Annotated in this window: 20 protein-coding genes; 9 read left to right on the top strand and 11 right to left on the bottom strand. The window is 68.0% G+C overall.

The window, feature by feature from the left end; genetic code table 11:
• The first annotated feature begins 37 nt into the window (after positions 1-37).
• On the top strand, positions 38-1,477 hold the full coding sequence (locus AB0O71_RS12915; RefSeq protein WP_363745935.1) for an MFS transporter: 1,440 nt from the start codon (positions 38-40) through the stop codon (positions 1,475-1,477).
• An 8-nt stretch (positions 1,478-1,485) separates the two neighbouring features.
• Here the strand turns inward: AB0O71_RS12915 and AB0O71_RS12910 are convergent, their stop codons facing one another.
• Entirely contained in the window at positions 1,486-1,830 is a 345-nt protein-coding gene (locus tag AB0O71_RS12910) for a helix-turn-helix domain-containing protein (RefSeq protein WP_363745933.1), read from the bottom strand.
• Between the two features lie 80 nt (positions 1,831-1,910).
• Between AB0O71_RS12910 and AB0O71_RS12905 the strand changes: the two genes are divergently transcribed.
• Entirely contained in the window at positions 1,911-2,567 is a 657-nt protein-coding gene (locus tag AB0O71_RS12905) for an NAD(P)H-dependent oxidoreductase (protein WP_363745931.1), read from the top strand.
• A 43-nt stretch (positions 2,568-2,610) separates the two neighbouring features.
• Positions 2,611-3,690 (top strand): NAD(P)-binding domain-containing protein, encoded by a 1,080-nt coding sequence (locus AB0O71_RS12900; protein WP_363745929.1) that lies wholly within the window; start codon positions 2,611-2,613, stop codon positions 3,688-3,690.
• A 44-nt stretch (positions 3,691-3,734) separates the two neighbouring features.
• On the opposite strand, the gene AB0O71_RS12895 is transcribed toward AB0O71_RS12900, so the two are convergent.
• A complete protein-coding gene (locus tag AB0O71_RS12895; RefSeq protein WP_363745927.1) occupies positions 3,735-4,751 on the bottom strand; it encodes an NYN domain-containing protein in 1,017 nt (338 codons plus the stop codon).
• Between the two features lie 140 nt (positions 4,752-4,891).
• Here AB0O71_RS12895 and AB0O71_RS12890 point away from each other — a divergent pair, with 140 nt between their 5' ends.
• Positions 4,892-6,289 carry an MFS transporter gene (locus AB0O71_RS12890; RefSeq protein ID WP_363745925.1) on the top strand — a complete coding sequence of 466 codons (1,398 nt, stop codon included), beginning with the start codon at positions 4,892-4,894 and terminating at the stop codon, positions 6,287-6,289.
• Positions 6,290-6,475: 186 nt separating this feature from the next.
• Here AB0O71_RS12890 and AB0O71_RS12885 read toward each other — a convergent pair whose 3' ends face one another.
• Entirely contained in the window at positions 6,476-7,096 is a 621-nt protein-coding gene (locus tag AB0O71_RS12885; protein ID WP_363745923.1) for a TetR/AcrR family transcriptional regulator, read from the bottom strand.
• A 104-nt stretch (positions 7,097-7,200) separates the two neighbouring features.
• Between AB0O71_RS12885 and AB0O71_RS12880 the strand changes: the two genes are divergently transcribed.
• The gene (locus AB0O71_RS12880) at positions 7,201-8,202 is read left to right on the top strand and encodes an SDR family NAD(P)-dependent oxidoreductase (protein WP_363745921.1); all 1,002 of its coding nucleotides are present in this window, start codon (positions 7,201-7,203) and stop codon (positions 8,200-8,202) included.
• A 12-nt stretch (positions 8,203-8,214) separates the two neighbouring features.
• On the opposite strand, the gene AB0O71_RS12875 is transcribed toward AB0O71_RS12880, so the two are convergent.
• The 3 genes from AB0O71_RS12875 to AB0O71_RS12865 are packed head-to-tail and all read right to left on the bottom strand — an operon-like array spanning position 8,215 to position 10,314.
• A complete protein-coding gene (locus AB0O71_RS12875; RefSeq protein ID WP_363745919.1) occupies positions 8,215-8,826 on the bottom strand; it encodes a YdeI/OmpD-associated family protein in 612 nt (203 codons plus the stop codon).
• Positions 8,813-9,787: a zinc-binding dehydrogenase gene (locus AB0O71_RS12870; RefSeq protein WP_363745917.1), complete on the bottom strand. Its 975-nt coding sequence runs from the start codon at positions 9,785-9,787 to the stop codon at positions 8,813-8,815. Before AB0O71_RS12870 ends, AB0O71_RS12875 begins: the two co-directional genes overlap by 14 nt.
• Before the next feature lie 32 nt (positions 9,788-9,819).
• Positions 9,820-10,314 carry an FBP domain-containing protein gene (locus tag AB0O71_RS12865; protein WP_363745915.1) on the bottom strand — a complete coding sequence of 165 codons (495 nt, stop codon included), beginning with the start codon at positions 10,312-10,314 and terminating at the stop codon, positions 9,820-9,822.
• Between the two features lie 289 nt (positions 10,315-10,603).
• Between AB0O71_RS12865 and AB0O71_RS12860 the strand changes: the two genes are divergently transcribed.
• The 3 genes from AB0O71_RS12860 (at position 10,604) to AB0O71_RS12850 (ending at position 13,970) form a co-directional block, all read left to right on the top strand.
• The gene (locus tag AB0O71_RS12860) at positions 10,604-12,082 is read left to right on the top strand and encodes an NAD(P)/FAD-dependent oxidoreductase (protein WP_363745913.1); all 1,479 of its coding nucleotides are present in this window, start codon (positions 10,604-10,606) and stop codon (positions 12,080-12,082) included.
• Between the two features lie 113 nt (positions 12,083-12,195).
• Positions 12,196-12,498: a helix-turn-helix domain-containing protein gene (locus AB0O71_RS12855; protein WP_363745967.1), complete on the top strand. Its 303-nt coding sequence runs from the start codon at positions 12,196-12,198 to the stop codon at positions 12,496-12,498.
• 14 nt (positions 12,499-12,512) lie between these two features.
• Complete coding sequence (locus tag AB0O71_RS12850) at positions 12,513-13,970, top strand: HipA domain-containing protein (protein WP_363745911.1); 1,458 nt, start codon at positions 12,513-12,515, stop codon at positions 13,968-13,970.
• Positions 13,971-13,995: 25 nt separating this feature from the next.
• Here AB0O71_RS12850 and AB0O71_RS12845 read toward each other — a convergent pair whose 3' ends face one another.
• Positions 13,996-15,213, bottom strand: a complete 1,218-nt coding sequence (locus AB0O71_RS12845; RefSeq protein ID WP_363745909.1) for an AI-2E family transporter — start codon at positions 15,211-15,213, stop codon at positions 13,996-13,998.
• A 271-nt stretch (positions 15,214-15,484) separates the two neighbouring features.
• On the opposite strand from AB0O71_RS12845, the gene AB0O71_RS12840 reads away from it, so the two are divergent.
• Positions 15,485-18,853 (top strand): Ig domain-containing protein, encoded by a 3,369-nt coding sequence (locus AB0O71_RS12840; RefSeq protein ID WP_363745907.1) that lies wholly within the window; start codon positions 15,485-15,487, stop codon positions 18,851-18,853.
• Positions 18,854-18,948: 95 nt separating this feature from the next.
• Here the strand turns inward: AB0O71_RS12840 and AB0O71_RS12835 are convergent, their stop codons facing one another.
• Genes AB0O71_RS12835 through AB0O71_RS12820 form a run of 4 tightly spaced genes read right to left on the bottom strand, consistent with a single transcriptional unit; the run spans position 18,949 to position 21,165 of the window.
• Positions 18,949-20,175: a C2 family cysteine protease gene (locus AB0O71_RS12835; protein WP_363745905.1), complete on the bottom strand. Its 1,227-nt coding sequence runs from the start codon at positions 20,173-20,175 to the stop codon at positions 18,949-18,951.
• Positions 20,172-20,522 carry a hypothetical protein gene (locus AB0O71_RS12830; RefSeq protein WP_363745903.1) on the bottom strand — a complete coding sequence of 117 codons (351 nt, stop codon included), beginning with the start codon at positions 20,520-20,522 and terminating at the stop codon, positions 20,172-20,174. The genes AB0O71_RS12835 and AB0O71_RS12830 overlap by 4 nt, the downstream gene beginning before the upstream one ends.
• On the bottom strand, positions 20,519-20,800 hold the full coding sequence (locus AB0O71_RS12825) for a hypothetical protein (protein ID WP_363745901.1): 282 nt from the start codon (positions 20,798-20,800) through the stop codon (positions 20,519-20,521). Before AB0O71_RS12825 ends, AB0O71_RS12830 begins: the two co-directional genes overlap by 4 nt.
• A complete protein-coding gene (locus AB0O71_RS12820) occupies positions 20,797-21,165 on the bottom strand; it encodes a hypothetical protein (RefSeq protein WP_363745899.1) in 369 nt (122 codons plus the stop codon). Before AB0O71_RS12820 ends, AB0O71_RS12825 begins: the two co-directional genes overlap by 4 nt.
• Between the last annotated feature and the right edge of the window lie 45 nt (positions 21,166-21,210).

Raw genomic sequence — 21,210 nt, 5'->3', positions numbered from 1 at the left:
CTCCGGCGCGAACCTCCGGCACCGATAGGGTGTGTGCGTGAGGAACGCGGATCGGGGAGGCAGAGGACGCCTCTCCCGAACCCCGCCGCGCTGGGCCACCGTCGCAGTGCTCGCCTACGCGGGGCTCTGCTCGTCGTTCATGTTCACGCTCGTCGTGCCGCTCCAGGCGGAGCTGCCGCGCCTCCTGGACGCATCGCGCGAAGACACCTCGTGGGTCGTCACGATCACGCTGCTCGTCGCCGCCATTGCCACACCGATCTCAGGCCGGCTCGGCGACCTCTTCGGCAAGAAGCGCGTCGTACTCGTGCTGCTCGCCCTGCTCATCACCGGTTCTGTGATCGCCGCTGCCGCGGGCACCATCGTGGGCGTGATCATCGGTCGCGCCTTGCAGGGGGCCGTGACCGGGGTGATCCCGCTCGGCATTGCGATCATGCGCGACGTGCTGCCTCCCGAGCGCCTGAGCACCGCGGTGGCGCTGATGAGCGCGACGATGGGCGTGGGTGGCGCCGTGGGAATGCCGCTCGCCGCCTACCTCGCACTCAACGCCGACTGGCACGCGCTCTTCTGGCTCGCCGCGGGGCTCGGCGTGATCGGAGTGCCGCTGATCGCCTGGTACGTGCCGGGCGACGTGCTGCGCTCGTCGGGCCGCCTCGACCTGCTCGGCGCATTCGGCCTCGCGGTTGGCCTCTCGGGAATCCTGCTTTTCGTGTCGCGCGGTGCACAGTGGGGCTGGACCTCGCCCTTGACACTCACGACCATCATCGGCGGCGCCGTCGTGCTGCTGCTCTGGGGGTGGTACCAGCTTCGGGCGAAGGATCCGCTGCTCGATCTGCGCGTCGCGGCGCGCCCCGCCGTGCTCTTCACGAATGTCGCGGCGATCGGCATGGGGTTCGCCCTGTTCTCCTCCAACGTCGCGTTCCCCCAGCTGCTCGAGCTGCCCGTCGCGTCGGGATCCGGCTTCGGTCTCGACATGATGCAGGCCGCGCTCATCGTGATGCCGGCCGGAATCGTGATGATGATCCTGTCCCCCCTCTCCGGCTGGCTCGAGCGCACCGTCGGACCCAGGCCGCTGTTCACCGCCGGCACGGCCGCGATCGTGCTCGCGTACGTGTTCGTGCTGCTCTGGTCGAGCGAGGTGTGGCACATCTTCGCGGCGAACCTCTTCATCGGCGTGGGCATCGGGTTCAGCTTCGCGGCGATGCCGATGATCATCATGCGGTCGGTGCCGGCCCACGAGACCGGCGCCTCGAACGGGTTGAACGCACTGTTCCGGTCGGTGGGCACGTCGAGCGCGTCGGCCGTGATGGGCGGGGTGCTCGCCTCGATGACGATCGAGTTCAACGGGCAATCGATCCCGAGCCGCGCCGCATTCGACGTCTGCTTCTGGCTCGCGATCGCCGCGGGCGTCACCGCGCTCGTGCTGTCGCTGCTGATTCCGAAGTCGGCGGGCGAGCAACGGCCGGCGCTTCCGAACTGAACCGCGCCCTACTCCGCGTGTGCAGCTGGTGCGAGATTCGCCGATGCCCACCGGCCGAGGTCTTCGAGTACCGGAACGAGTTGCTCTCCCCCGGCAGTGAGCGCATACGACACCGATACCGGAGGTCCGGGCGCTACGGTGCGCGACACCAGGCCGACCTCGGCGAGTTCGGTGAGCCGATCGGAGAGCACCGCGTCGCTGATGCCCGGAACCGCCCGCCGCACCTCGGCGAACGCGAGCGAACCGTTGCCGAGCGCATCGATGATCATGCCGTTCCAGCGCTTACCGAGCACCGAGAATGCGAGACTGACTGCAGCGTCGCACGCGTGCCGATCGTGCCGGGAGGCTTCCATGCCTTCATTCTACGGTGCTACACTCGCCAAAGTCACTCTGAAAATATTAGTGACTCAACTTTCTGAGAAACGGAGCCCTCGTGACTTTCTTCCGCCTGGATGCGAGCATCCTTCCTGCAACCTCCGCGAGCCGCGCACTCGGCGACCGGGTCGAGCGCGAGTGGACCGCCGCTCACCCCGAATCGGACGTGGTGCGCCGCGACCTCGCAGCAGAACCCGTCTCCGCCGAGATCTGGCGAGCCGCCGTCACCGGCGGGTTCGCGGCAGAGGATGAGCGCAGCCCCGAGCAGCGCGAGGCCAAGGCCTTCGCCACGAAGCTCGCAGACGAGCTCGTCTCGGCCGATGCGCTGCTCTTCGACGTGCCGCTGTACAACTACGGCCCGTCGCAGCACTTCAAGACGTGGTTCGATGTCGCTTACACCGATTCGCGCATCGACCCGCAGGGCACGGCCCTGCAGGGCAAGCCGGCGACGCTCGTCACGACCATCGGCGGCAACTACGGCCCCGGCACGCCGAAGGAGGGGTGGGATCACTCCACGCCGTGGCTGCGCCGCGTGCTCGAAGACGTGTGGGGTCTCGATCTGCGCATCGTCGAGCGCCCGTTCACCCTCGTCGGCGTGAACCCCGCGCTCGACGACTTCGCCGACCTCGCAGCGTCGCTCAAGGAGCAGGCAGAAGAGCACGCGACCCGCTCGGGACGCGAACTCGCAGCACAGCGCTCGCGCCAGTCCGCCTGACCCGATCGGGAATGGGTTCCACTCGCCGCCGGTTGCACCTGCAGTGAACGACACCGGCCTTCTCGACAGCATCGTCATCGGTGCCGGGCAGGCCGGCCTGTCGGCCTCGTTCCACCTGCAGCGGCTCGGCATCCAGCACCTGGTGCTCGATGCAGACCGCACGCCGGGTGGCGCGTGGCAGCACCGCTGGGACGCACTCACCATGCGCGATGTGCACGGCGTCGCAGAACTCCCCGACTCGCGCCCACCCGCGCGCACGCTCGAACGGGCGAACACCGCCATCCCGCACTACTTCACCGAATACGAACAGGAGCACGATCTCCCGGTGATCCGGCCCGTGCACGTCGATCGTGTGCAGAACGACGCGCAGGATCGCGAGACCCTGAGCATTACCGCCGCCGAAGGCAGCTGGCGTTCGCGCACCCTCATCAACGCCACCGGCACCTGGTCGCAGCCATTCGTGCCGCGTTATCCGGGAATGGAGACGTTCGCCGGCGAACAGCTGCACACGGTGGCCTACCCTGGGCCGGAGCATTTCATCGGCAAGCGCACGCTCGTCGTCGGCGGCGGCGCCTCGGCCGTGCAGTTCTTGGGAGCTATCGCGCCACTCACCGAGACCATTTGGACGACGCGCAGCGAGCCCGTCTGGCGCACCGACGACTTCACACCCGAAGCGGGCGCAGCCTCGGTCGCGCTCGTGGAGCAGCGCGTCGCCGCGGGCCTACCGCCCCAGAGCGTCGTGAGCGTCACCGGCCTCATGTTGCGCGAGCAGGAGCGCGAGGCCGAGCGCCTCGGGGCGTATCGCGCGCGGCGCCCCATGTTCGCGAGGGTTGAACCCGATGGGGTGCGGTGGGCCGACGGCACGTTCGAACGGGTCGACGTGATTCTGTGGGCCACCGGGTTTCGACCAGCCATCGCCCACCTTGCGCCACTGCATCTGCGGAGCGCAGCCGGCGGCATTCAACTCGATCGCGATGGGCGCGGCACCACCGCGGTCGCCGATGCGCGAGTGCAGCTCGTCGGGTACGGCCCATCCGCGAGCACGATCGGGGCGAACCGCGCCGGCCGTGCGGCCGCGGCCGGGGTGCGGCGGTATCTGCTGCAGGCTGCGCAAGCCGCCTAGCGACTTCTGCAATTACGACGGTTGCGGCTGAGCGCCCTTCGAATCTACGCGCTCTGGTCGCGCAGGCGCACGAGTCGCTCGTGCCCGGTCTCCTCGAGCTCGGCGACGTCGGAGCGCGACTTCAAGAAGTCGGAGAAGGATCGGAACCCGAGCGCCTTCTCGTTGAACGAAGGGTCCATTCGTCGCATCTGCTGCTTCACGGCAGAACTGTAGAGCCAGCCGGAGTCGTCTTTGTCCTGGCTCAGCCACAGGGCGCGAATCAGCAAGCCGGTGACCGCGATCTCCGCGTCTTCCCCCGATTCGATCGCGTCGCCCGGCTCGACGTCGGTCGCCGCTTCCTCCGCGGCCTCGAGCGCGGTCGCGAGCCCCTGCTCGAACGTGCCCTCTGTCTCGGGCACCGCTTCGCTCGATGCGCCGCCCCGGCCGCCGCGCCCCCGCGACCGCCGCGGCTGATCCTCGCGCTGCGTACGCTGCGCCGCCGGCGCGTGCGGAACGGCCTCGATACCGGGAAGGGCGTCGTACGAGGCGAATTCGTCGCAGGCTGCAGTCAGCGCCTTCGCCGTGGATCCGGCCACACCGATGCCGACCACGTACCGGCCGAGGCGCTTGCAGCGCTGCGCCAGGGGCACGTAATCGGAATCGCCCGCGACGATCACCACGTGGGTGAGGTCGTCGAGGCGGAACATGTCTTCGACCGTGTCGACGGCGAGGCGAATGTCGGCGCCGTTCTTCGCGTATGCCGCGGCCGGGAAGAGCTGCACGAGATCGACGGCGCGCGACACGAGCTGCGAGCGGTATTCCGCGTTCATCGGAGCCGACCAGTCGGCGTACGCCCGCGTGAGCACGAGCGTGCCGAACGACGACGCGTAATCGATGATCGCACCCACATCGACCACGGCGGCGCGCAGGCGCTCGGCGATCTCGGGCTCAGATGGGTTCTCAGCGATGCGCTGGCGATCCCTCGCGAACGAATTGCGCCCGTGCACTCGGTCGTACCACGAGAGCACGATGTTATCGAAGTCGAGGTAGACCGCGACCCGGCCATTCTGAGTATCCGCCACGCCCCCAGTGTGGCACTGTTCGCTCAACACGCCAACGGCGACCGTACCTCGCCGACTTGCGGGAGCATATCGGAAATCGTATATTATTTTCGATTGGGTGTGTCACCTCGCAGAAAGCCTCGCCACAAAGGAGTGTTCGTATGTCACCAGCATCCGCACCAGGATCGCTGACCCCGACCGGTACGATCGCCACATCCAGCGATCGGCGTCGGGTCGCCTTCGCCACCGTCGTCGGCACCACCGTGGAGTGGTACGACTACTTCATCTACGCCTCGGCTGCAGGTCTCGTCTTCAGCCAGCTCTTCTTCGAACCGGCCGGCCCGGGCGTCGGCACGATCCTCGCCTTCCTCACCGTCGGCATCAGCTTCCTGTTCCGCCCGCTCGGCGCCTTCCTCGCCGGCCACTTCGGCGACCGCTTCGGGCGCCGCATCGTGCTCGTCGTCACGCTGATCCTCATGGGCGCAGCGACCGTGCTCATCGGCCTGCTCCCGACGTACAGCCAGATCGGCGTCGCCGCGCCGATCCTCCTCATCCTGCTCCGCATCCTGCAGGGCGTCTCCGCCGGCGGCGAGTGGGGCGGCGCCGTGCTCATGGCCGTCGAGCACGCTCCGCGCGACCGGCGCGGACTCTACGGCGCGATGCCGCAGATCGGTGTGCCGATCGGCCTGCTCCTCGCCAGCGCCATGCTCGCGATCATGAACATCATCTTCCCCGGCGACGCCTTCCTCGATTGGGGCTGGCGCATCCCCTTCCTGTTCTCCATCGTGCTCATCCTCGTCGGCTACTGGGTGCGGCGCCGCGTCGAGGAGAGCCCCGTGTTCACCGAGATCGCGGAGCGCAAGGAGCAGACGGGCGCCCCCATCGTCAAACTGTTCGCGCGCTTCACACCGCTGGTGATCCTCGCCGCGCTCGTTTTCGCCGGCAACAACGCCGTCGGCTACATGACGACGGGTGGATACGTGCAGAACTACGCGACGAACCCCGAGGGCCCCGTCGGCCTCGACCGCGGCGACGTGCTGTGGGCAGTGACCGCTTCGTCGGTGACGTGGCTCATCTCCACCTTCATCGCCGGCTGGATCTGCGATCGCATCGGCCGTCGCACCACCTACATCTTCGGCTGGATCCTGCAGGGCGCCGCGCTCTTCGCGCTGTTCCCGCTCGTGAACACCGCGAACCCGGTACTGCTCGCGTCGGGACTCATGCTGCTGACGGTCGGACTCGGCTTCACCTACGGCCCCCAGTCGGCCTGGTACTCCGAGATGTTCCCCGCCTCCGTGCGGTTCTCGGGGGTCTCGATCTCGTACGCGATCGGCGCGATTCTCGGCGGTGCGTTCGCGCCGACCATCGCCGCCTGGCTGCAGCAGACCACGGGAACGTCGACCTCGGTCACGCTCTACCTGGTCGGCATGACCGTGATCGGGCTCATCGCCACGCTGCTGCTGCGCGATCGCAAGGGCATCTCGTTGCGCCCCGGCGACGAGGAGGAGCAGCGCCAGGGTATCTACATCTGGGAGCCGGCGAGCGCGCCGAAGCCGTAGGAGCGCCCCCGGGCGCCGGCCCGGGATGCGCCGGCGCGAGATGCCCGATCCCGAAATATCTGGCCCCGAGATGCGACAGAACATCCGCTGAAGTTTCGCGCTTGAGCGGATGTTCTGTCGCATCTCTGCTCTGCGAGCGTTCGGGCTCGCGGGCATTCGGGCCGCGAGCGTTCGGGTATCCCGTGCTTACGAGCGGCGCGAGGTACCGCGTGATCGATCGGGCGGCGGCGCGACGATCCCGTGCATCACCTGGTCGACGATGCCGCGCAGGCGCTCTTCACTGTGCACCGTGCCGGTGAGCGCCGCATACGCGGTGATCGCGATGAGGTGATCGGCGAGCAGGATCGCGTCGACGCCGTCTCGCAGCGCGCCGTGCGCGGCGGCGCGATCGATGCGCTGCTGCACCCACTCGCGGATCGGCGCTGCGAGTCGGTCATTGAGCGCCGCCCCCACGGCCGGGTCTGAGGCGGTGACCGCGATCAGCGCGCGCGCCACTCCGAGGCCCTCGGTTTGCTGGAGTTGCCGCGAGGAGGCCGTGAGCCAGGCGAGCAGATCGCTCGCGAGATCGGGGGCATCGTCGCCTGCTGCAGTCGGTCGCGGAAGGGATGCCGGCAGCACCCCTTCCACGAGCGCCTCACCCAGAATCGCCGCCTTCGTCGGCCACCACCGATAGATCGTCTGCTTCGAGACACCGGCGTCGGCCGCGAGCTGCTCGATCGTGAGCGCCTCGTACCCCTCGCCGGTCACTGCGCGACGCATCGCCGCGAGCACCGCCTGGCGGGCGGATTCACTACGAGGTCTCGGCACGCAATCAGGCTACCCGGGTGTAACGTGTTTCATTAGTGGACGCACCGTTGCGAAACCCGCTTCGCGCGGTTCCCCTCGCGCCCGCTCCCACCGAAGGAGACATCATGGCACTCACCGCTCAGTCCAGCATCGGCGATTGGCTCGCAGACCCGACGGGAGGCGAGCTCGTGCGCGGGCTCCTCGCGCAGTCCGGGGCAGACCCCGATTCGCTGGCCCCCGTGCTCGGGCTCCCCCTCCAGCAGCTCGTCGTCCTCAGCCAGGGCGCGATGCCGCAGTCGGTCGTCGACGACCTGGTGCGCGCGGCGAACGGCGGGGAGATGCCCGATGCGCCCGCGGCGACCGGGTGGAGTGAGCGCGTCACGCCCGGCAGATTCGACGGCAAGACCGTCATCGTCACCGGCGCAGCGTCGGGCATCGGCAAGGCCACGGCCTCGCGCATTGCCCGAGAGGGCGGCCACGTCGTCGCCTGCGATATCGCGGCCGACAAGCTCGAGGCGCTTGTCGCCGAGCTGCCCGACGCCGACATCGTCACCGTCGCAGGCGACCTCACGCAGCAGGACGCGATCGATCGCGTGATCGCAGCGGCCGGCGAGCAGATCGACGGGCTTGCGAACATCGCCGGCATCAACGACGACTTCTCGCCGGCGGGAGAGACGCCCGATGCCGTGTGGGACCGGGTCATCGCTATCAACCTGACGGCACCGTTCAAGCTGATTCGTGCGGTGCTGCCGGCGATGGAAGCGGCGCGGCGCGGGGCGATCCTGAACGTGGCGAGCGAGGCGGCATTGCGCGGCAACGCATCGGGCAATGCCTACACCGCGAGCAAGCACGGCATCGTGGGCGTCACGAAGTCGGCAGCCTTCATGTATGGGCCGAAGGGCATTCGCGTGAATGCGGTTGCGCCAGGCGGCGTCGCCACGGGCATCCCGATGCCGCCGAACATGTCGGAGGCAGGATCGGCTCGACTGGCACCGTTCCAGCAGGCCATCCCCACGGTCGCGACTGCCGAGCACCTCGCCGCGTCGATCACGTTCCTCCTCTCGGACGACGCGGTCAACATCAACGGCGCGATCCTCGCCTCGGATGGCGGATGGTCGGTGCAGTAGGCGCGAGCCGGATCAGTCCGAAGCCGGCCGCAGCTTGCCCACGAGCGCGGCGACGCGCTTCGCTCGCGTCTCGGGCCGCACCGCAGTGACGATCGAATGGAGTGCGCTGTACCGCGCGCTCCGACTCAACGCGGCGAAGGCCGCACGAGCGTCGGGATCGGCGGCGAGCGCCGCGACCAGCTCCTCGGGCTCCTCCATCGTCGCCGACCCGGCGTAGGCGCGCTCCCAGCGTCCGTCGGCCTGCGCGCGTTCCACCTCGGTTCGCCCGCGCGGGCGCAGCAGCCCGTCGGCTTCGAGCCGGGCGATGATGTCGACGTTGCGCTTCGACCACATCGAGCGCGCGCGCCGTGGAGTGAAGCGCTGCTGAAACGTGGCGTTGTCGCGCGACTGCTTCTGGCCATCGATCCATCCGCTGCAGAGCGCCACTTCGAGGGCCTCTTGATAGCTCAGCGAGGTGGGGCTGGTCGTGCCTTTCTTGGCCAGCACCACCCAACCGCCGCCATGGGACTCTTCGTGAGTTTCGAGCCACGTGCGCCACGCTGCCGCATCGGTGAAGATCGCCGGCTCGGCAAAGACGGCCGGCTCAGCGACACCCGAGGCTGCTCCCGCGTCACTCGGCGACATCGAGAATCACCTTGCCGAGGTGGCCACCGGCTCGCAGCATCTCGTGCGCCCGCGCGGCTTCGGCGAGCGGCACTCGCGCGTGCACGGGCAATGTGATCTCGCCGTTCTCGAGCAGCGGCCAGACGAGCTCGGCCGTGCGCTCGAGGATTCGTTGCTTGTCGCGCGGTTCGCGCGACCGCACCGTCGTGCCGATGACGCTGGCGCGCTTGCCCATCAGCGCACCGACGTTGAGCTCTCCGGTCGCGCCGCCCATCGTGCCGATGATGACCAGCCGGCCGAACTCGCGCAGCATCGCCACGTTGTCCGTCAACGCCGGGCCGCCGATCACGTCGAGGATGATGTCGGCCCCGCCTGCCTCACGAACCGCCGCCACCACGTCGGTCGTGTGCCGGTTCCAGGCCTCAGCAGCACCGAGCCTCCGCACCTCGTCGATAGCGGCATCCGATCCGACCGTCGTGAGCACGCGCGCTCCGAGGGCGCTGGCGAACTGGATCGCGAACGTGCCGATGCCGCCGGTGCCGCCGTGAATCAGCACGGTCTGGGGCTCGGGCGCCGCTCCCCCGTCACCGCCGGCCGGTTCGGCGCGCAACCCGCCCTCGATCACCAGGTTCGACACGACGGTCGCCGCGACCTCGATGATGCCGCCGGCATCTGCGAGCGAGAGCGCGGGCGGGGCCGAGAGCACCTGCGCCTCGGGCACGGCGACGACCTCCGCGTATCCCCCACCCGCGAGCAGCGCGACGACCGCCTCGCCGGTGTCTCGTCGATGCCCCGAGACCTCGAGACCCGGCAGCTCGGACGCGCCCGGCGGCGGCGGGTACTGCCCCGCGGCCTGCGCGACATCTGCGCGATTCACCCCCGCCGCGACGACATCGATGAGGATCTCGCCCTCGCCCGTCTCGGGCGCGGGCAGGTCGGCGAGTTCGAGTCGATGGTCATCGGTGATGGTGATAGCGCGCATAGCTCCACGCTAGACCGGGCGGTGCGCCACCGCTAGCGCCCGGTGATCAGCATGTCGGCGAACCCGGCGACGCGCTGCTGCAAACGTTCGATGCGGCGCTGCCGGTCTGCCGCCATGTCGAAACCGTCATAGGGCACCGGCGGGTCGGTACGCACGACCCACGAGCATTGAAAGTTGCGGCAGACGAGTGTGCCGACGGTGTTGCCCCTGCGGCCAGACTCGCCCACACGGCGCGCGGCGAAGAACACGACCTCGTTGATCAGCCGCGCATCGCGGCACCACTCGCAGATCTGTCTACGCTGCGGTGATGCGTCAGCCTGCCTGAACAGAATGCCCGTCGGGGTGCCGTCGGGAGCGGGCAGCACGGCGTAGGCGCGCTTGGCGAATTTCGGGTCGTGCCAGCCGAAGTAGTCGAGGGCATCCCAGTCGCGGGTCTCGAGGTCTTCGGGAAGCCCCGCGACGGAGACCTCTTTCCGTGAGGCATTGACGAAGCTGGAGCGGATGGATGCTGCGGTGAGTGGGAGCATGAGAACACCTGTTCGTACGGGGCGTTCCGAGGTGCGGCCGCGGCAATTGTGCGCGGTGAGCGACGGCATCGGGAGAGGCCGGTGAGTGATGGAGAGCGCGCCCGGATCGGGCGCAGAAGCGCGTCTCGGCGGGGCCGCACCTGCGGCTCGCATCGCCGAGCGATCAATCAGCTGCCGAGGGCGGATATTCCGCCGCCGACCTCCTGACGCCCGAGGGCCGTCCGATTCACACCATTCACCTCGCCACGGTAGCATGCGGTCAGCACCGCCGCGATCGAGAAGGAGCGCCATGTCTGCTGAGTACGACGTCATCGTGATCGGAGCCGGCCCCGTCGGCGAGAACGTGGCCGACCGAGCCGTGCAGGGCGGTCTGACCGTCGCTCTGGTCGAGGCCGAGCTGGTGGGCGGCGAATGCTCGTACTGGGCCTGCATGCCGTCGAAGGCGCTTCTGCGCTCGGGCGAGGCGGTGCGCGCGGCTCGGCGCCTCGATGGGGCACAGCAGGCGGTCAGCGGCGAGGTGGACGCAGCTGCGGTGCTCCGGCGCCGCGATTCGTTCACGAGCAACTGGGATGACTCGGGCCAGGCCAAGTGGGTCGCGAACGCGGGCATCGATCTCGTGCGCGGGCACAGCGTCGTCTCGGGCGAACGCGAGGTCACGGTGCGCTCCGCCGACAACGGGTCGGAAGATGACGCCACCTCGGCTGAGATGGTGCTCCGCGCTCGCCACGCGGTCGTCATCGCAACCGGATCGGCCGCGTTGATGCCCGACATTCCCGGCCTCGCCGAGGCGAACCCGTGGACGAACCGCGAGGCAACGAGCACCGAGCAGATCCCGCCTCGGCTCGCGATCATCGGAGGCGGCGTGATCGCGGCCGAGCTCGCCACCGCGTTCGCGTCGCTCGGTTCGCAGGTGACCGCTCTCGTGCGAAGCGAGCTGCTCTCGGGCCAGGAGCCGTTCGCGGGCGAGCTCGTCGGCGACGCGCTGCGCGAGCTCGGCGTCGATCTTCGGCTGCACACCTCGCCGACAGCGGTTGAGCGTGGTGATGACGGCGTGGTGCGCATCACGACGGACGGCGGCGATGTGTTCGAGGCCGATGAGATCCTCGTCGCCACCGGGCGCGTGCCTCGCACCTCGGACCTCGGGCTCGACAGCATCGGCCTCGAACCCGGGCGCTGGCTCGAGACCGATGACACCCTGCTCGTACGGGGCGCAGACGGCGCGCCACTCGCCGGCGACTGGCTCTACGCCGTGGGCGACGCGAACCACCGCGCACTGCTCACGCACCAGGGCAAGTACCAGGCGCGTGCGGCGGGCGACGCCATTGCGGCCCGGGCGAACGGAACCGTGCTGCGCGATGAGCCCTGGGGGCGCCACGTCGCCACGGCCGATCACGCCGCGGTGCCTCAGGTCACGTTTACCGATCCGCCCGTGGCCTCCGTCGGATTGACCGCCGCGGCCGCCGAGAAGCAGGGGCTCAACACGCGCGTCGTCGACTTCGAGATCGGAGGCGTCGCCGGCGCGAGCCTGCACGCCGACGGGTATCAGGGCACGGCGCGCATGGTCGTTGACGAGGATCGCGGGGTGCTCGTCGGGGTGACCTTCGTCGGCCCCGATGTGCACGAACTCGTGCACTCTGCGACCGTGGCCATCGTCGGCGAGGTTCCGCTCGAGCGACTCTGGCACGCCGTGCCGTCGTACCCGACGATCAGCGAGGTCTGGCTGCGGTTGCTCGAGACTTACGGGCGGTCGAACGAGCAGGTGGCGTAGGGGCGCGATCCAGCAGCGCCGCACATCTGCAGGCTTGCACGGCGCGTGTCCATCACAAGCGCGTGCTCGAGTGGCGCACAGTATGCTGCGCCTACCCTTGTGTGCGCAGAATAATGTGCATACTATGGGTTGCACACGATACTGTGCAACCACAGGGGGCCCTCATGTTCGTTCAATCGCCGCAAGCGTTCGCGGACTTTGTACGCTCGCACCGCGTCCGAAGCGGAATGACGCAGCAGGACCTCGGTTCACTGGCCGGAATGAGTCGTCGGTGGGTGCAGGAGGTCGAATCGGGAAAACTCGTGCCGTCCCTGGAAGCGACACTGAGTGTGGCGACGGCGTTCGGCTACGAGCTGCACCTGGAGCCAATGCCAAGCGCCTCGCACTTGGACACCCTGTTCGATGAGCTGTCATGAGTGGGAATTCGGACATGCTAGACCTCTGGCTCGACGGGCGGTTAGCAGGTTCCCTCATGCGCGGGCCATCCGATGATGTGGAATTTTCTTACAGTTCGGAATATTTCGGCAGCCGTGGGGCGACTCCCCTATCGGTGAGTATGCCGCTCGTCCAGCAGCACTATGGCCCTGTCGAGGTGATGCCGTGGCTATCGAATTTGCTGCCAGATGCGGTCGAGGTTCGAGACAGGTGGGCGGCCAAGTTCGGTGAGACGCGCAACGACCCTTTCTCACTGCTGCGACACATGGGCCAGGATGCGCCTGGCTCCGTTCAGGTCGTACCGCACGGCACCGAGCCATCTCAGCTCGGCAATCTGTCGCAGATCACTGATGCACGTATCGCTGAGCGGATCCAGGAGATCATCGAGGACCCCGACCATTGGGTTGACGGCAGCGACGAGGACCAGAGCCGTTTCTCCCTCGGCGGCAACCAAGGGAAATTTGCGCTTGCGAGGATCGACGGACAATGGTTCGAGCCAAATGGCCGAACGGCGAGCACACACATTGTGAAGCCGGGAATGGCCACAGTCACCGGACACACGAATGCTGAAGTCCAGGCAGTCGAGTTCGTCACGATGCGCGCGTCACGGTATCTGGGCCTCGCAACTGCGCTGGTGAAGATCGAGGAGTTTAACGGCCTCGCCGCGTTCGTCACGCAGCGATATGACCGCATCACCCAACCCGACGGGACGGTCACCCGACTGCACCAAGAGGACTTCTCCCAGGCTCTCAGTTTTCTGCCCACCCGAAAGTACGAGCAAAACGGAGGCCCGACGATGGCCGACATGGTGGCCGTGGTTGATGACCACAGCTCACCGCAGTGGCGAGCCAAAGATCGTGCAGCGCTCGCAGGTTTTTTCATGTACAACCTGCTTATTGCGGGCGTCGACGCGCACGCGAAGAACCACAGTCTCATTCTCAGCGGCAACCTCGTGCGTCTCGCTCCAGCCTACGACCTCATTTCAGCACACGGCATGTGGAATGCCGACCGTGTGCGTTTCAAGAGCTCGGCCGCGGTCCGCTACGGCAAGCAGCGACCCTATCGTCGGATCACGGGACGAAATCTGGCTCGCACTGCCGACACACTGCTCTTGAACCGCGGGGAGTTCCACGACCGACTTGTAGACATGCAGCAGAAACTCCCCACCGCGCTCGCTCAGGCCATCAGCGAACTTCCCACGGAGATGGTGACGGACCGGGTGAAGCGCATGGCTGAGCGCGAGAAAGAGTTCGGCGCCGAGGTCGTTTCACGCATGACCCTGGCAGATATCGCGGACACCCCGATCTTCGATCCGCCATCTCACCGCAGACGCAGCCGGCGCAACTCCGTCTGGGTGCCAGGACAGCTGAAGAACGGTGCTTGGGAGTTGGGCAGCTACCGAAACCGTGGACAATCGCGCGCATCAGCGACTTCGGCACAGCGCACCTCGTGAAAGAGGGCGTGCTCACCGCGTACCGCTAGTCGTCAGTGGCCTGCACCGCGACGGTCGGTTCGACGGCCTCAGTGTCGGCGACCGGACGCTCCCCCGGGGGCAGTAGCTTGAGGTCTTGGGCCGGGAACACGACCTTCTGCACGATGATGATGACGCTCGCCGCAACCGGGATCGCGACGAGTGCACCGAGAATGCCGCCGAGCGCACCGCCGCCGACTGCGGCGATGACGACCAGGGATCCGGGCACCGCCACCGCGCGGCTCATGATGCGCGGGCTCAGCACGTACGCCTCGATCTGCATGTAGACGAGGTAGTAGATGCCTGCGGTGAGCGCCGTCATCGGCGAGCTGACCAGACACACCACCGAGATGATGATTGAGGCCGAGAGCGTGCCCACGAGCGGGATCAGCGATCCCACGAAGGCGATCAGCGCGAGCAGCGCCGGGAGCGGAGCGTCGATGATGCTGAGGAAGATGAGGCTGAGCACGCCGTTGCAGAGCGCGAGGCTCACCTGACCGATCACGTACCGCCCGACCGCGCCCGAGACGTCTTCGAGCAGTTCGCGGAACCGGGGCCGGTGGTAGGCGGGCACGAAGCGCACGGCGAGACGCTTCATCGCGCGCATCGAGGCCATGAAGTAGAGCGTCAGGATCAGCACGATGATGACCCCGGTGACGCCGCCCGCAATCCCCGCACCGACCGCGACGATGCCGCCGCCGATCTGGCCGAGGTTCGTCGGATCCTGCAGGAAGTCGAGGGCGCCCGAGACGGCGTTGTCGAAGTTCGTGCCGAGTTGATCGGTGAGCCACGCGTACCAGTCGGAGTGCACGATGTCGCCGACCATCTGCGGGGCGTTCTCGACCAGGTTGGAGATCTGCTTGACGAGCACGGGCACGATCGCGAGCAGGATGCCGGCGCAGGCCAGCAGCACGCCACCGACCACGACCGCCACCGCCGCGGCTCGCGGGAGCTTGCGCTCGATGCGCGACACGATCGGATCGAGACCGAGCGAGAGGAACAGAGCGACGCCGACGTAAACGAGCACGGTGCCGAGCTGACCGATGATCGCGCCGATGAGCAGCGCCACCAGCACACCGAGCGCTCCGAGCAGCCCGAACGTGAAGGGGTTGATGCGCGCACCCTCGCCCCAGGGGATGTAACCGGGGCTCGAAGCTGCTTTGCCGGGCAACTCGTCGGCGCCGTCTTTTTCGGCGCTGTTCTTCACAGCCCACCACCGCAGCATGTCGTTCCCCTTCGCCGCGGCGCAGAAAGCCGCGCCGCCTGCTGCCAGTCGACCACTCGGCGGGGTCGGGGTCAAGTTCATCCCGTTGTGGGATGCCGCGTGTCGCGCTCCCTCGACGCGCGGGTGAAAGCTCGGGTGATTTCTCCCAGAACATGAGGGTGCATCTTTCAGCTTCCGCTAAGTTTCACGCGGGGAGTGAACGATCACGCCTTGATCATCGCTGATTAGACATGACGATCGCTCGACGTGTCGCACGGGTATCTGGGAGCACATGTTGTCAACCATCGGCGCGCCACGCGCGCGTACGTATCGTCTACGATCGCGCGCTGGTCGCGCAGTCGCCATCGCCGCGGCTGCCGCGGTCGCTTTCTCCGGGCTCGTGCTCGGCACCGCCCAGCCGGCTCAGGCCGCGGTCGAGAACATCCAGTTCGAGGCTCCAAAAAATGAACCCGTGAAGCTCGGCGAACTCGCGAGCCGCTCGCAGCGCGGCCCGGTCGCCATCAGCGGCATCGGCCCGTACACCGTGCGCGGCACCGATTCACTGACGAACGAACCCTACGAGTTCGTCACCGACTGGAACTATTCGGCAAACAATATCGGGTGGCAGCGAGAGAGCGACGAGCGCAATGCTCAGATGACGCTCGGCTCGCAGTCGAACGTCCCCTTCCTCAATCGCACCGGTGCGCTGCAGCTCAACTCGAACGGTCGGTGTGACTCGGGCAACGATTTCGGCGGGCTGACGACGTACTGCTCGTCGTTTGGGCCGGAGGTCTACTCGCAGCCCTTCGCCGCGACGAGCGGACAGGCCGTGTCGTTTGACTGGGCCGCGCAGCGCACAGGTGACGACTACGAGATTTACGCCTACCTGGTGCGGGTCGATGGTCAGAGCTACGGAACGCCCGAGGACCACACGCTCATCGCCTACGGCCGCGGAAGCACGCAGAACTGGACGACCTCGAGCAAGACGATTCCCGCCGATGGGACGTACCGGTTCCGCTTCGTCAACGGGACCTACGATCAGTCGGGCGGCTACGTCATCGGGTCGAACATGTACATCGATAACGTGCTGAAGCTCGGCCAGGCGAACCCGGTCGACTTCGCACAGCTCTCCGACCATGTCGCGACGGATGGAGCGATCACTGTCAGCGCAACCGCCCCGGGCGGCGTCGTCACCTTCAGCACCAGCACCACCTCGATCTGCGCGGTGAACGGCACCACGGTGACCTTCACCGGCACGGTCGGCACCTGCACGATCGTCGCGAACCAGGCCGGCAGCGGTGAGTACGTGCCCGCCGAGAGCACGGCGCAGTCGTTCCGCGTGCTGGCCGACCGCACCGCACCCGTCAATGCCGGTCTGCCGTTCTTCACGGGGTCCACCGCCGAGGGCAGCACCATTTCCTTCGACGAGGGCACCTGGCTCGATGGCGGCTCGCCGATCACCGAGACGACGGTCCAGTGGACGCAATCGGTGAATGGTGCAACCGCGACCGATATCCCTGGCGCCACCGGTACATCGTGCTACCTCGTCGAATCCCCCGGCAGCCAGCTGCGAGTGAACGTCACCAAGGTGAACGCCATCGGCAAGACCACCTCGTCGTCGACGCCACTCAACGGCTTCACGTGTGGCGCGCCCGCGGCTCCGGTGTGGGTGCAGCAGTCACTCGGCGACCCCGTCGTCGGCACGGCAGTCTCGGTCACGTTCACCGCGAGCGGGGCGACCAAGCCGACGTACTCGGTCGTGGCGGGCGAGCTGCCCGACGGCCTCACGCTGAACTCGACCACCGGCGTCGTCTCGGGCACCCCGACCGCTGCTGGCGCGTACTCGTTCACGCTGCGCGCGGAGAACCCGACCGGCACCGACGACCTCGAGGTCACCGGAACCGTTAACGCGGCCCCCGGTGCCATCACCGGCACACCGGGCCAGTTCGTCGTGGGTACCACTGCGACCGGCGCAGTGGCAGCCACCGGCACTCCCGCACCGAGCTTCACCGTCACCGCGGGCGAGCTGCCCGCCGGTGTCACGCTCGATCCGGCAACGGGGGCCTTCACCGGCACACCGACCGAGGCCGGCGCGTACGCCTTCACCGTGGCTGCATCGAACGGCATCGGCACGGCCACGACTCGCGAGTTCACCGGAACGGTCGAGCAGGCTCCGAATTGGAACGTGACCGTCGGCTGGAGCCCGCAGGTCGGCGAGGCGCTCGATGTGACCTTCTCCGCCGACGGCACTCCGGCTCCGACGTACTCGATCAGCTCGGGCGAGCTGCCCGACGGCCTCACGCTCGACGGGGCCACGGGGCGCGTCACCGGCACGCCGACCACCCCGGGCGCATACTCGTTCATCATCCTCGCGTCGAACACTCAGGGCACTCAGGCGCTCAGCGTCTCGGGTACGGTTACCGCGGCTCCGGGCGCGATCACGGGCGACCCCGGTCACTGGATCGTGGGCACCGACGCGGCCGGCACCCTGCAGGCCAGCGGCACCCCCGCTCCGGTCTACCTGGTGACGTCGGGCAAGCTGCCCCAGGGCGTCTCGCTCAACCCCATCACGGGTGAGTTCAGCGGATCGCCGATCGCCTCCGGCGAGTACTCCTTCACGGTGACGGCGTCGAACGGCGTCGGCACCACGACCACTCGGGAATTCTCGGGCGTCGTCGACCAGGCGCCGGTCTGGAACGAGCACACCGGCCTCGCGCTGCAGACCGGCGTTGCTGTCTCGACGACCTTCACCGCGACCGGAACCCCGACTCCGACGTACTCGATCCTCTCAGGCGCGCTGCCCGAGGGGCTCTCACTGAACGAGTCGACGGGTGAGATCACGGGAACGCCGACGACCGCCGGCTCGTACTCCGTGACGCTCGGTGCGTCGAACGGCATCGGCGATCCCGTGGCGCTCGAGCTCACCGGCATCGTCACCGCCGCTCCGGTCTGGGTCGACACGACCCTCGGCTCGCTGCGCGTGGGCACGGAGTTCTTCGACGGCGTCTTCGCCGAGGGCACCCCGGCAGCGACGTACGCCGTCACCGCCGGTTCCCTTCCGTCCGGGCTCGCCCTGAATGAGCTCACCGGCGCGATTACCGGAACGCCGACGGCCTCGGGCGCATTCGCGTTCACGATCTCTGCGTCGAACGGTGTCGGCGAGGCCATCTCGTACGAGTTCACCGGCACGGTCGTGAAGTCGCCGGCGCAGGCACCGGGGAGCGCTGTGAAGCTTCCCCAGCTGCAGCAGGGCAAGTACTTCGAGATCGATCTGAGTGCGGGCATCGATTCCGATCCTGCGGCGACGTACCGCGTCACGAGCGGGCTGCTGCCCGAGGGGGTCTCGCTCGATCCCGTCACCGGCATCCTGAGCGGCACGCCGATGCATGAAGGGCCGTACTCCTTCATCATCACAGTCGACAACGGCACGGGCGAGCTGCTCACCTTCGCGTTCGAAGGGTACGTGGAGGCTGCTGCTGCCGGATCGGCTGCACCCGCTGCACCGGGCTCCGCTGCCGGTGCCGGATCGGGCAACGCAGGTCTGGCCGCAACCGGTGCCGACACGGCTCCCGTTGCCGCGCTCGGCGCGATGCTGCTGCTCGCCGCAGGCCTCATCGGCGGGCTGACGCTGGCGCTGCGCCGTCGTCGCAGCATCGGCTAACGGCGAGTCTCGCCACGGAGTTCGTCTCCTACCGCAGTGCCCCCGAAACCGCTCTGGTTTCGGGGGCACTGCCGTTTCTCGGCGACGTCTCGCGTCTACTCGGTGACGTTCGTCATCGTCGCGCGCCAGAAGAGATCTTCGACGTCTTCTGGGCTGACGCGAAATTCTCCGCCACCGTCGGCGCTGTTGCCAGGCCCCCACGGGTTGCGCATCCACACGCTTCCGTCGGGATCGATGCGGGTGATGACGTAGGAGTGCGAGGTCACGACGTCGACCTCGCGGGAGTTGCCGTCTGGGTCAGTGACCGTGATCTGGTGGTCGCCGTTTCTGGGCGACGAGATGACGACCTGCCCGCCGTCATCGAGCACCTCGCGCAGCTCGTCGACCTGGCCTTCGTCGAGGCCGGCGTAGTTGCTATTCTCGATCACGTCGACCGGGTGACCGGTGATGATCTCCATCGCTTCGGCAGGCACCCCGCCGTCAATGAAGTCGTAGCCGTACTCCTGACGGATCGCCGCTTCGTAGAGCGCAGCGATTGAGGGCTTGTCGCCCCCGAAGATCCACCAGTCCCAGTCGCTCTGCTTGGCCCCGTTGTCGAAGACGTACTCGACGAAGACCTCCTCGGGCTCGCCATTCGAGTAGAGCGTGACCCAGTAGCCCTCGCGCTCGGGGTCCCAGCGCACGTTCTCACGAATGAACTCGTCGCCCTGGTCGCTGTTCAGCAGCGACACGATCGAGCTCAACATGAAGCAGTCGCCGATGCTGCCCTGAGCGACGTCATCGGGGTCGAACGCGTCGTCATCGAGGATGTTGTCTGAGACTCGCTCATCGGGATCCTCGGGATCGTTGAACCAGCCGAACGGATCCCACCAGGGTCTACCGTCGCCCTCCTCGCCGACCGCGGCGCGCAGTTCGTCGGCGGCAGTCGACGCCGCCTGCTGCACCTGCCCGAGCGCGCCGAACGCGGCGAACTCCGCGCGTGCGATGGTGAGCGCGGCGGGAATGTCGAGCGGATTGCTGCGCAGCGCCTGGGTCGCGCGGTCGACATCGCTCTGAGCCTGCTCGTAGTGCGATTGCGCCTCGCGCTGCACTGCGGTGTATCGGCGCAGCGTACCGGCCGCGGCTTCGAGGGTGTCGGCGAGACGCAGACTTTCGGGCAGTGTCTGTTCGGCGGCGGCGCTGTACGCATCCGCGGCCGCGCCGCTCCAGGTGTCGGGCCGGGCACGAGCAGCCTGGTCGCGAGCGCGCTCCGCCGCCTGCGATCCGGTGCGCAGCGCCGCTGCGGCGGCTTCAACGGCGGCCGGATCGCCGAACCCGCTCACCACAGCCGCCACCGCAGGTGCACCGTCGCCTGAGCGCCATCGGCGTCGGTCTCCGCGCCGGCATCCTGGCCATCCGCGCCTTCGATTCGCACGACCTCGACGACGCAGAGTGCGTGCGCGCGAGCACGGTCGCCCGCGGCGAGCGGCGCGTCAGAGACTCCGAGCAACTGAACGGCGCGTCCGGGTTCGACCACGGAAACGCCCACCGACGTGCCGCACATGCGAACCTGCGTGCCGGCGATCACTGTGCGCTCGACGCCGACGAATCCGAGCACTCCGACGGCGACCACGGCCCCGACGACCGCTGCGCCGCCGATGATGCGGGCGATCCTGCCCCTGCGATTCACGCCGGTGCCTCCGTGACCTCGATCGCCGCCGCCGTCTGCGTGCCGTCGGGGCTCACAAAAATGTCGACGATGTGCACCGATCCCCCGCCGGGCAGCTCGGCAGACTCTCCAGGGCCGAGCTCGACCGTGGTGCGGCCGTCGGGGCTCGAGATGCCGAGACGTGCCGCGATCCCGCCGCCCTCGTCGGAGGGACGCAGCTTCGTCGTGATGAAACCGATGGAACAGGTTGCGCCGCGCCGTTGCGCCCCCTGCCGCAGCAGCTCGGGAGCGCCGGTCACAGGAGCAGCCCCGGGCTGCGGGGCGGCTCAGTCACGCCGCCGATATTCACACCGACGGCTCCACCGACTCTCGCTCCAAAGGCCCCGCCGAAGCGCCCGATGCCCGCGACGAGCTCGTCTTCGACCGCACTCATGTCGTCGAAGGTCTCGCGCACGCCCGCTTCGAGAGCCGTCCACCGCTGGGCGAGACGTTCGGCTTCCCGTCGCATCGCAGCCTCGAACGACGCGACCGCGCTGCCGAGCACCTGCGGCCCGAACGCTGCGGCCCCCGGCAGCTGCGGCACCGCATCGCCCACGTCTTCGCTCGCCGTTCGCAGATGCTTGCGAATTGCCGCCACGTCATCGGCATCGATCGCGATCGTCACGCTTCCCCTCCCCCGAGTTCCCTGCGTGACATCATACGGCGAGCG

This window comes from Leucobacter sp. NPDC077196 (assembly GCF_040687075.1).
Taxonomy (GTDB): domain Bacteria; phylum Actinomycetota; class Actinomycetes; order Actinomycetales; family Microbacteriaceae; genus Leucobacter.
Note: the sequence above shows the minus strand (reverse complement) of the source record. Positions and strands in the feature narration are given on the sequence as shown.

Excerpts from the sequence above, each read along its gene's own strand:
- AB0O71_RS12910 (WP_363745933.1), bottom strand. The coding sequence starts at position 1,830 with ATGGAAGCCTCCCGGCACGATCGGCACGCGTGCGACGCTGCAGTCAGT.
- AB0O71_RS12890 (WP_363745925.1), top strand. The coding sequence starts at position 4,892 with ATGTCACCAGCATCCGCACCAGGATCGCTGACCCCGACCGGTACGATC.
- AB0O71_RS12880 (WP_363745921.1), top strand. The coding sequence starts at position 7,201 with ATGGCACTCACCGCTCAGTCCAGCATCGGCGATTGGCTCGCAGACCCG.
- AB0O71_RS12875 (WP_363745919.1), bottom strand. The coding sequence starts at position 8,826 with ATGTCGCCGAGTGACGCGGGAGCAGCCTCGGGTGTCGCTGAGCCGGCC.
- AB0O71_RS12870 (WP_363745917.1), bottom strand. The coding sequence starts at position 9,787 with ATGCGCGCTATCACCATCACCGATGACCATCGACTCGAACTCGCCGAC.
- AB0O71_RS12865 (WP_363745915.1), bottom strand. The coding sequence starts at position 10,314 with ATGCTCCCACTCACCGCAGCATCCATCCGCTCCAGCTTCGTCAATGCC.
- AB0O71_RS12860 (WP_363745913.1), top strand. The coding sequence starts at position 10,604 with ATGTCTGCTGAGTACGACGTCATCGTGATCGGAGCCGGCCCCGTCGGC.
- AB0O71_RS12855 (WP_363745967.1), top strand. The coding sequence starts at position 12,196 with ATGTGCATACTATGGGTTGCACACGATACTGTGCAACCACAGGGGGCC.
- AB0O71_RS12850 (WP_363745911.1), top strand. The coding sequence starts at position 12,513 with ATGCTAGACCTCTGGCTCGACGGGCGGTTAGCAGGTTCCCTCATGCGC.
- AB0O71_RS12845 (WP_363745909.1), bottom strand. The coding sequence starts at position 15,213 with ATGCTGCGGTGGTGGGCTGTGAAGAACAGCGCCGAAAAAGACGGCGCC.
- AB0O71_RS12840 (WP_363745907.1), top strand. The coding sequence starts at position 15,485 with ATGTTGTCAACCATCGGCGCGCCACGCGCGCGTACGTATCGTCTACGA.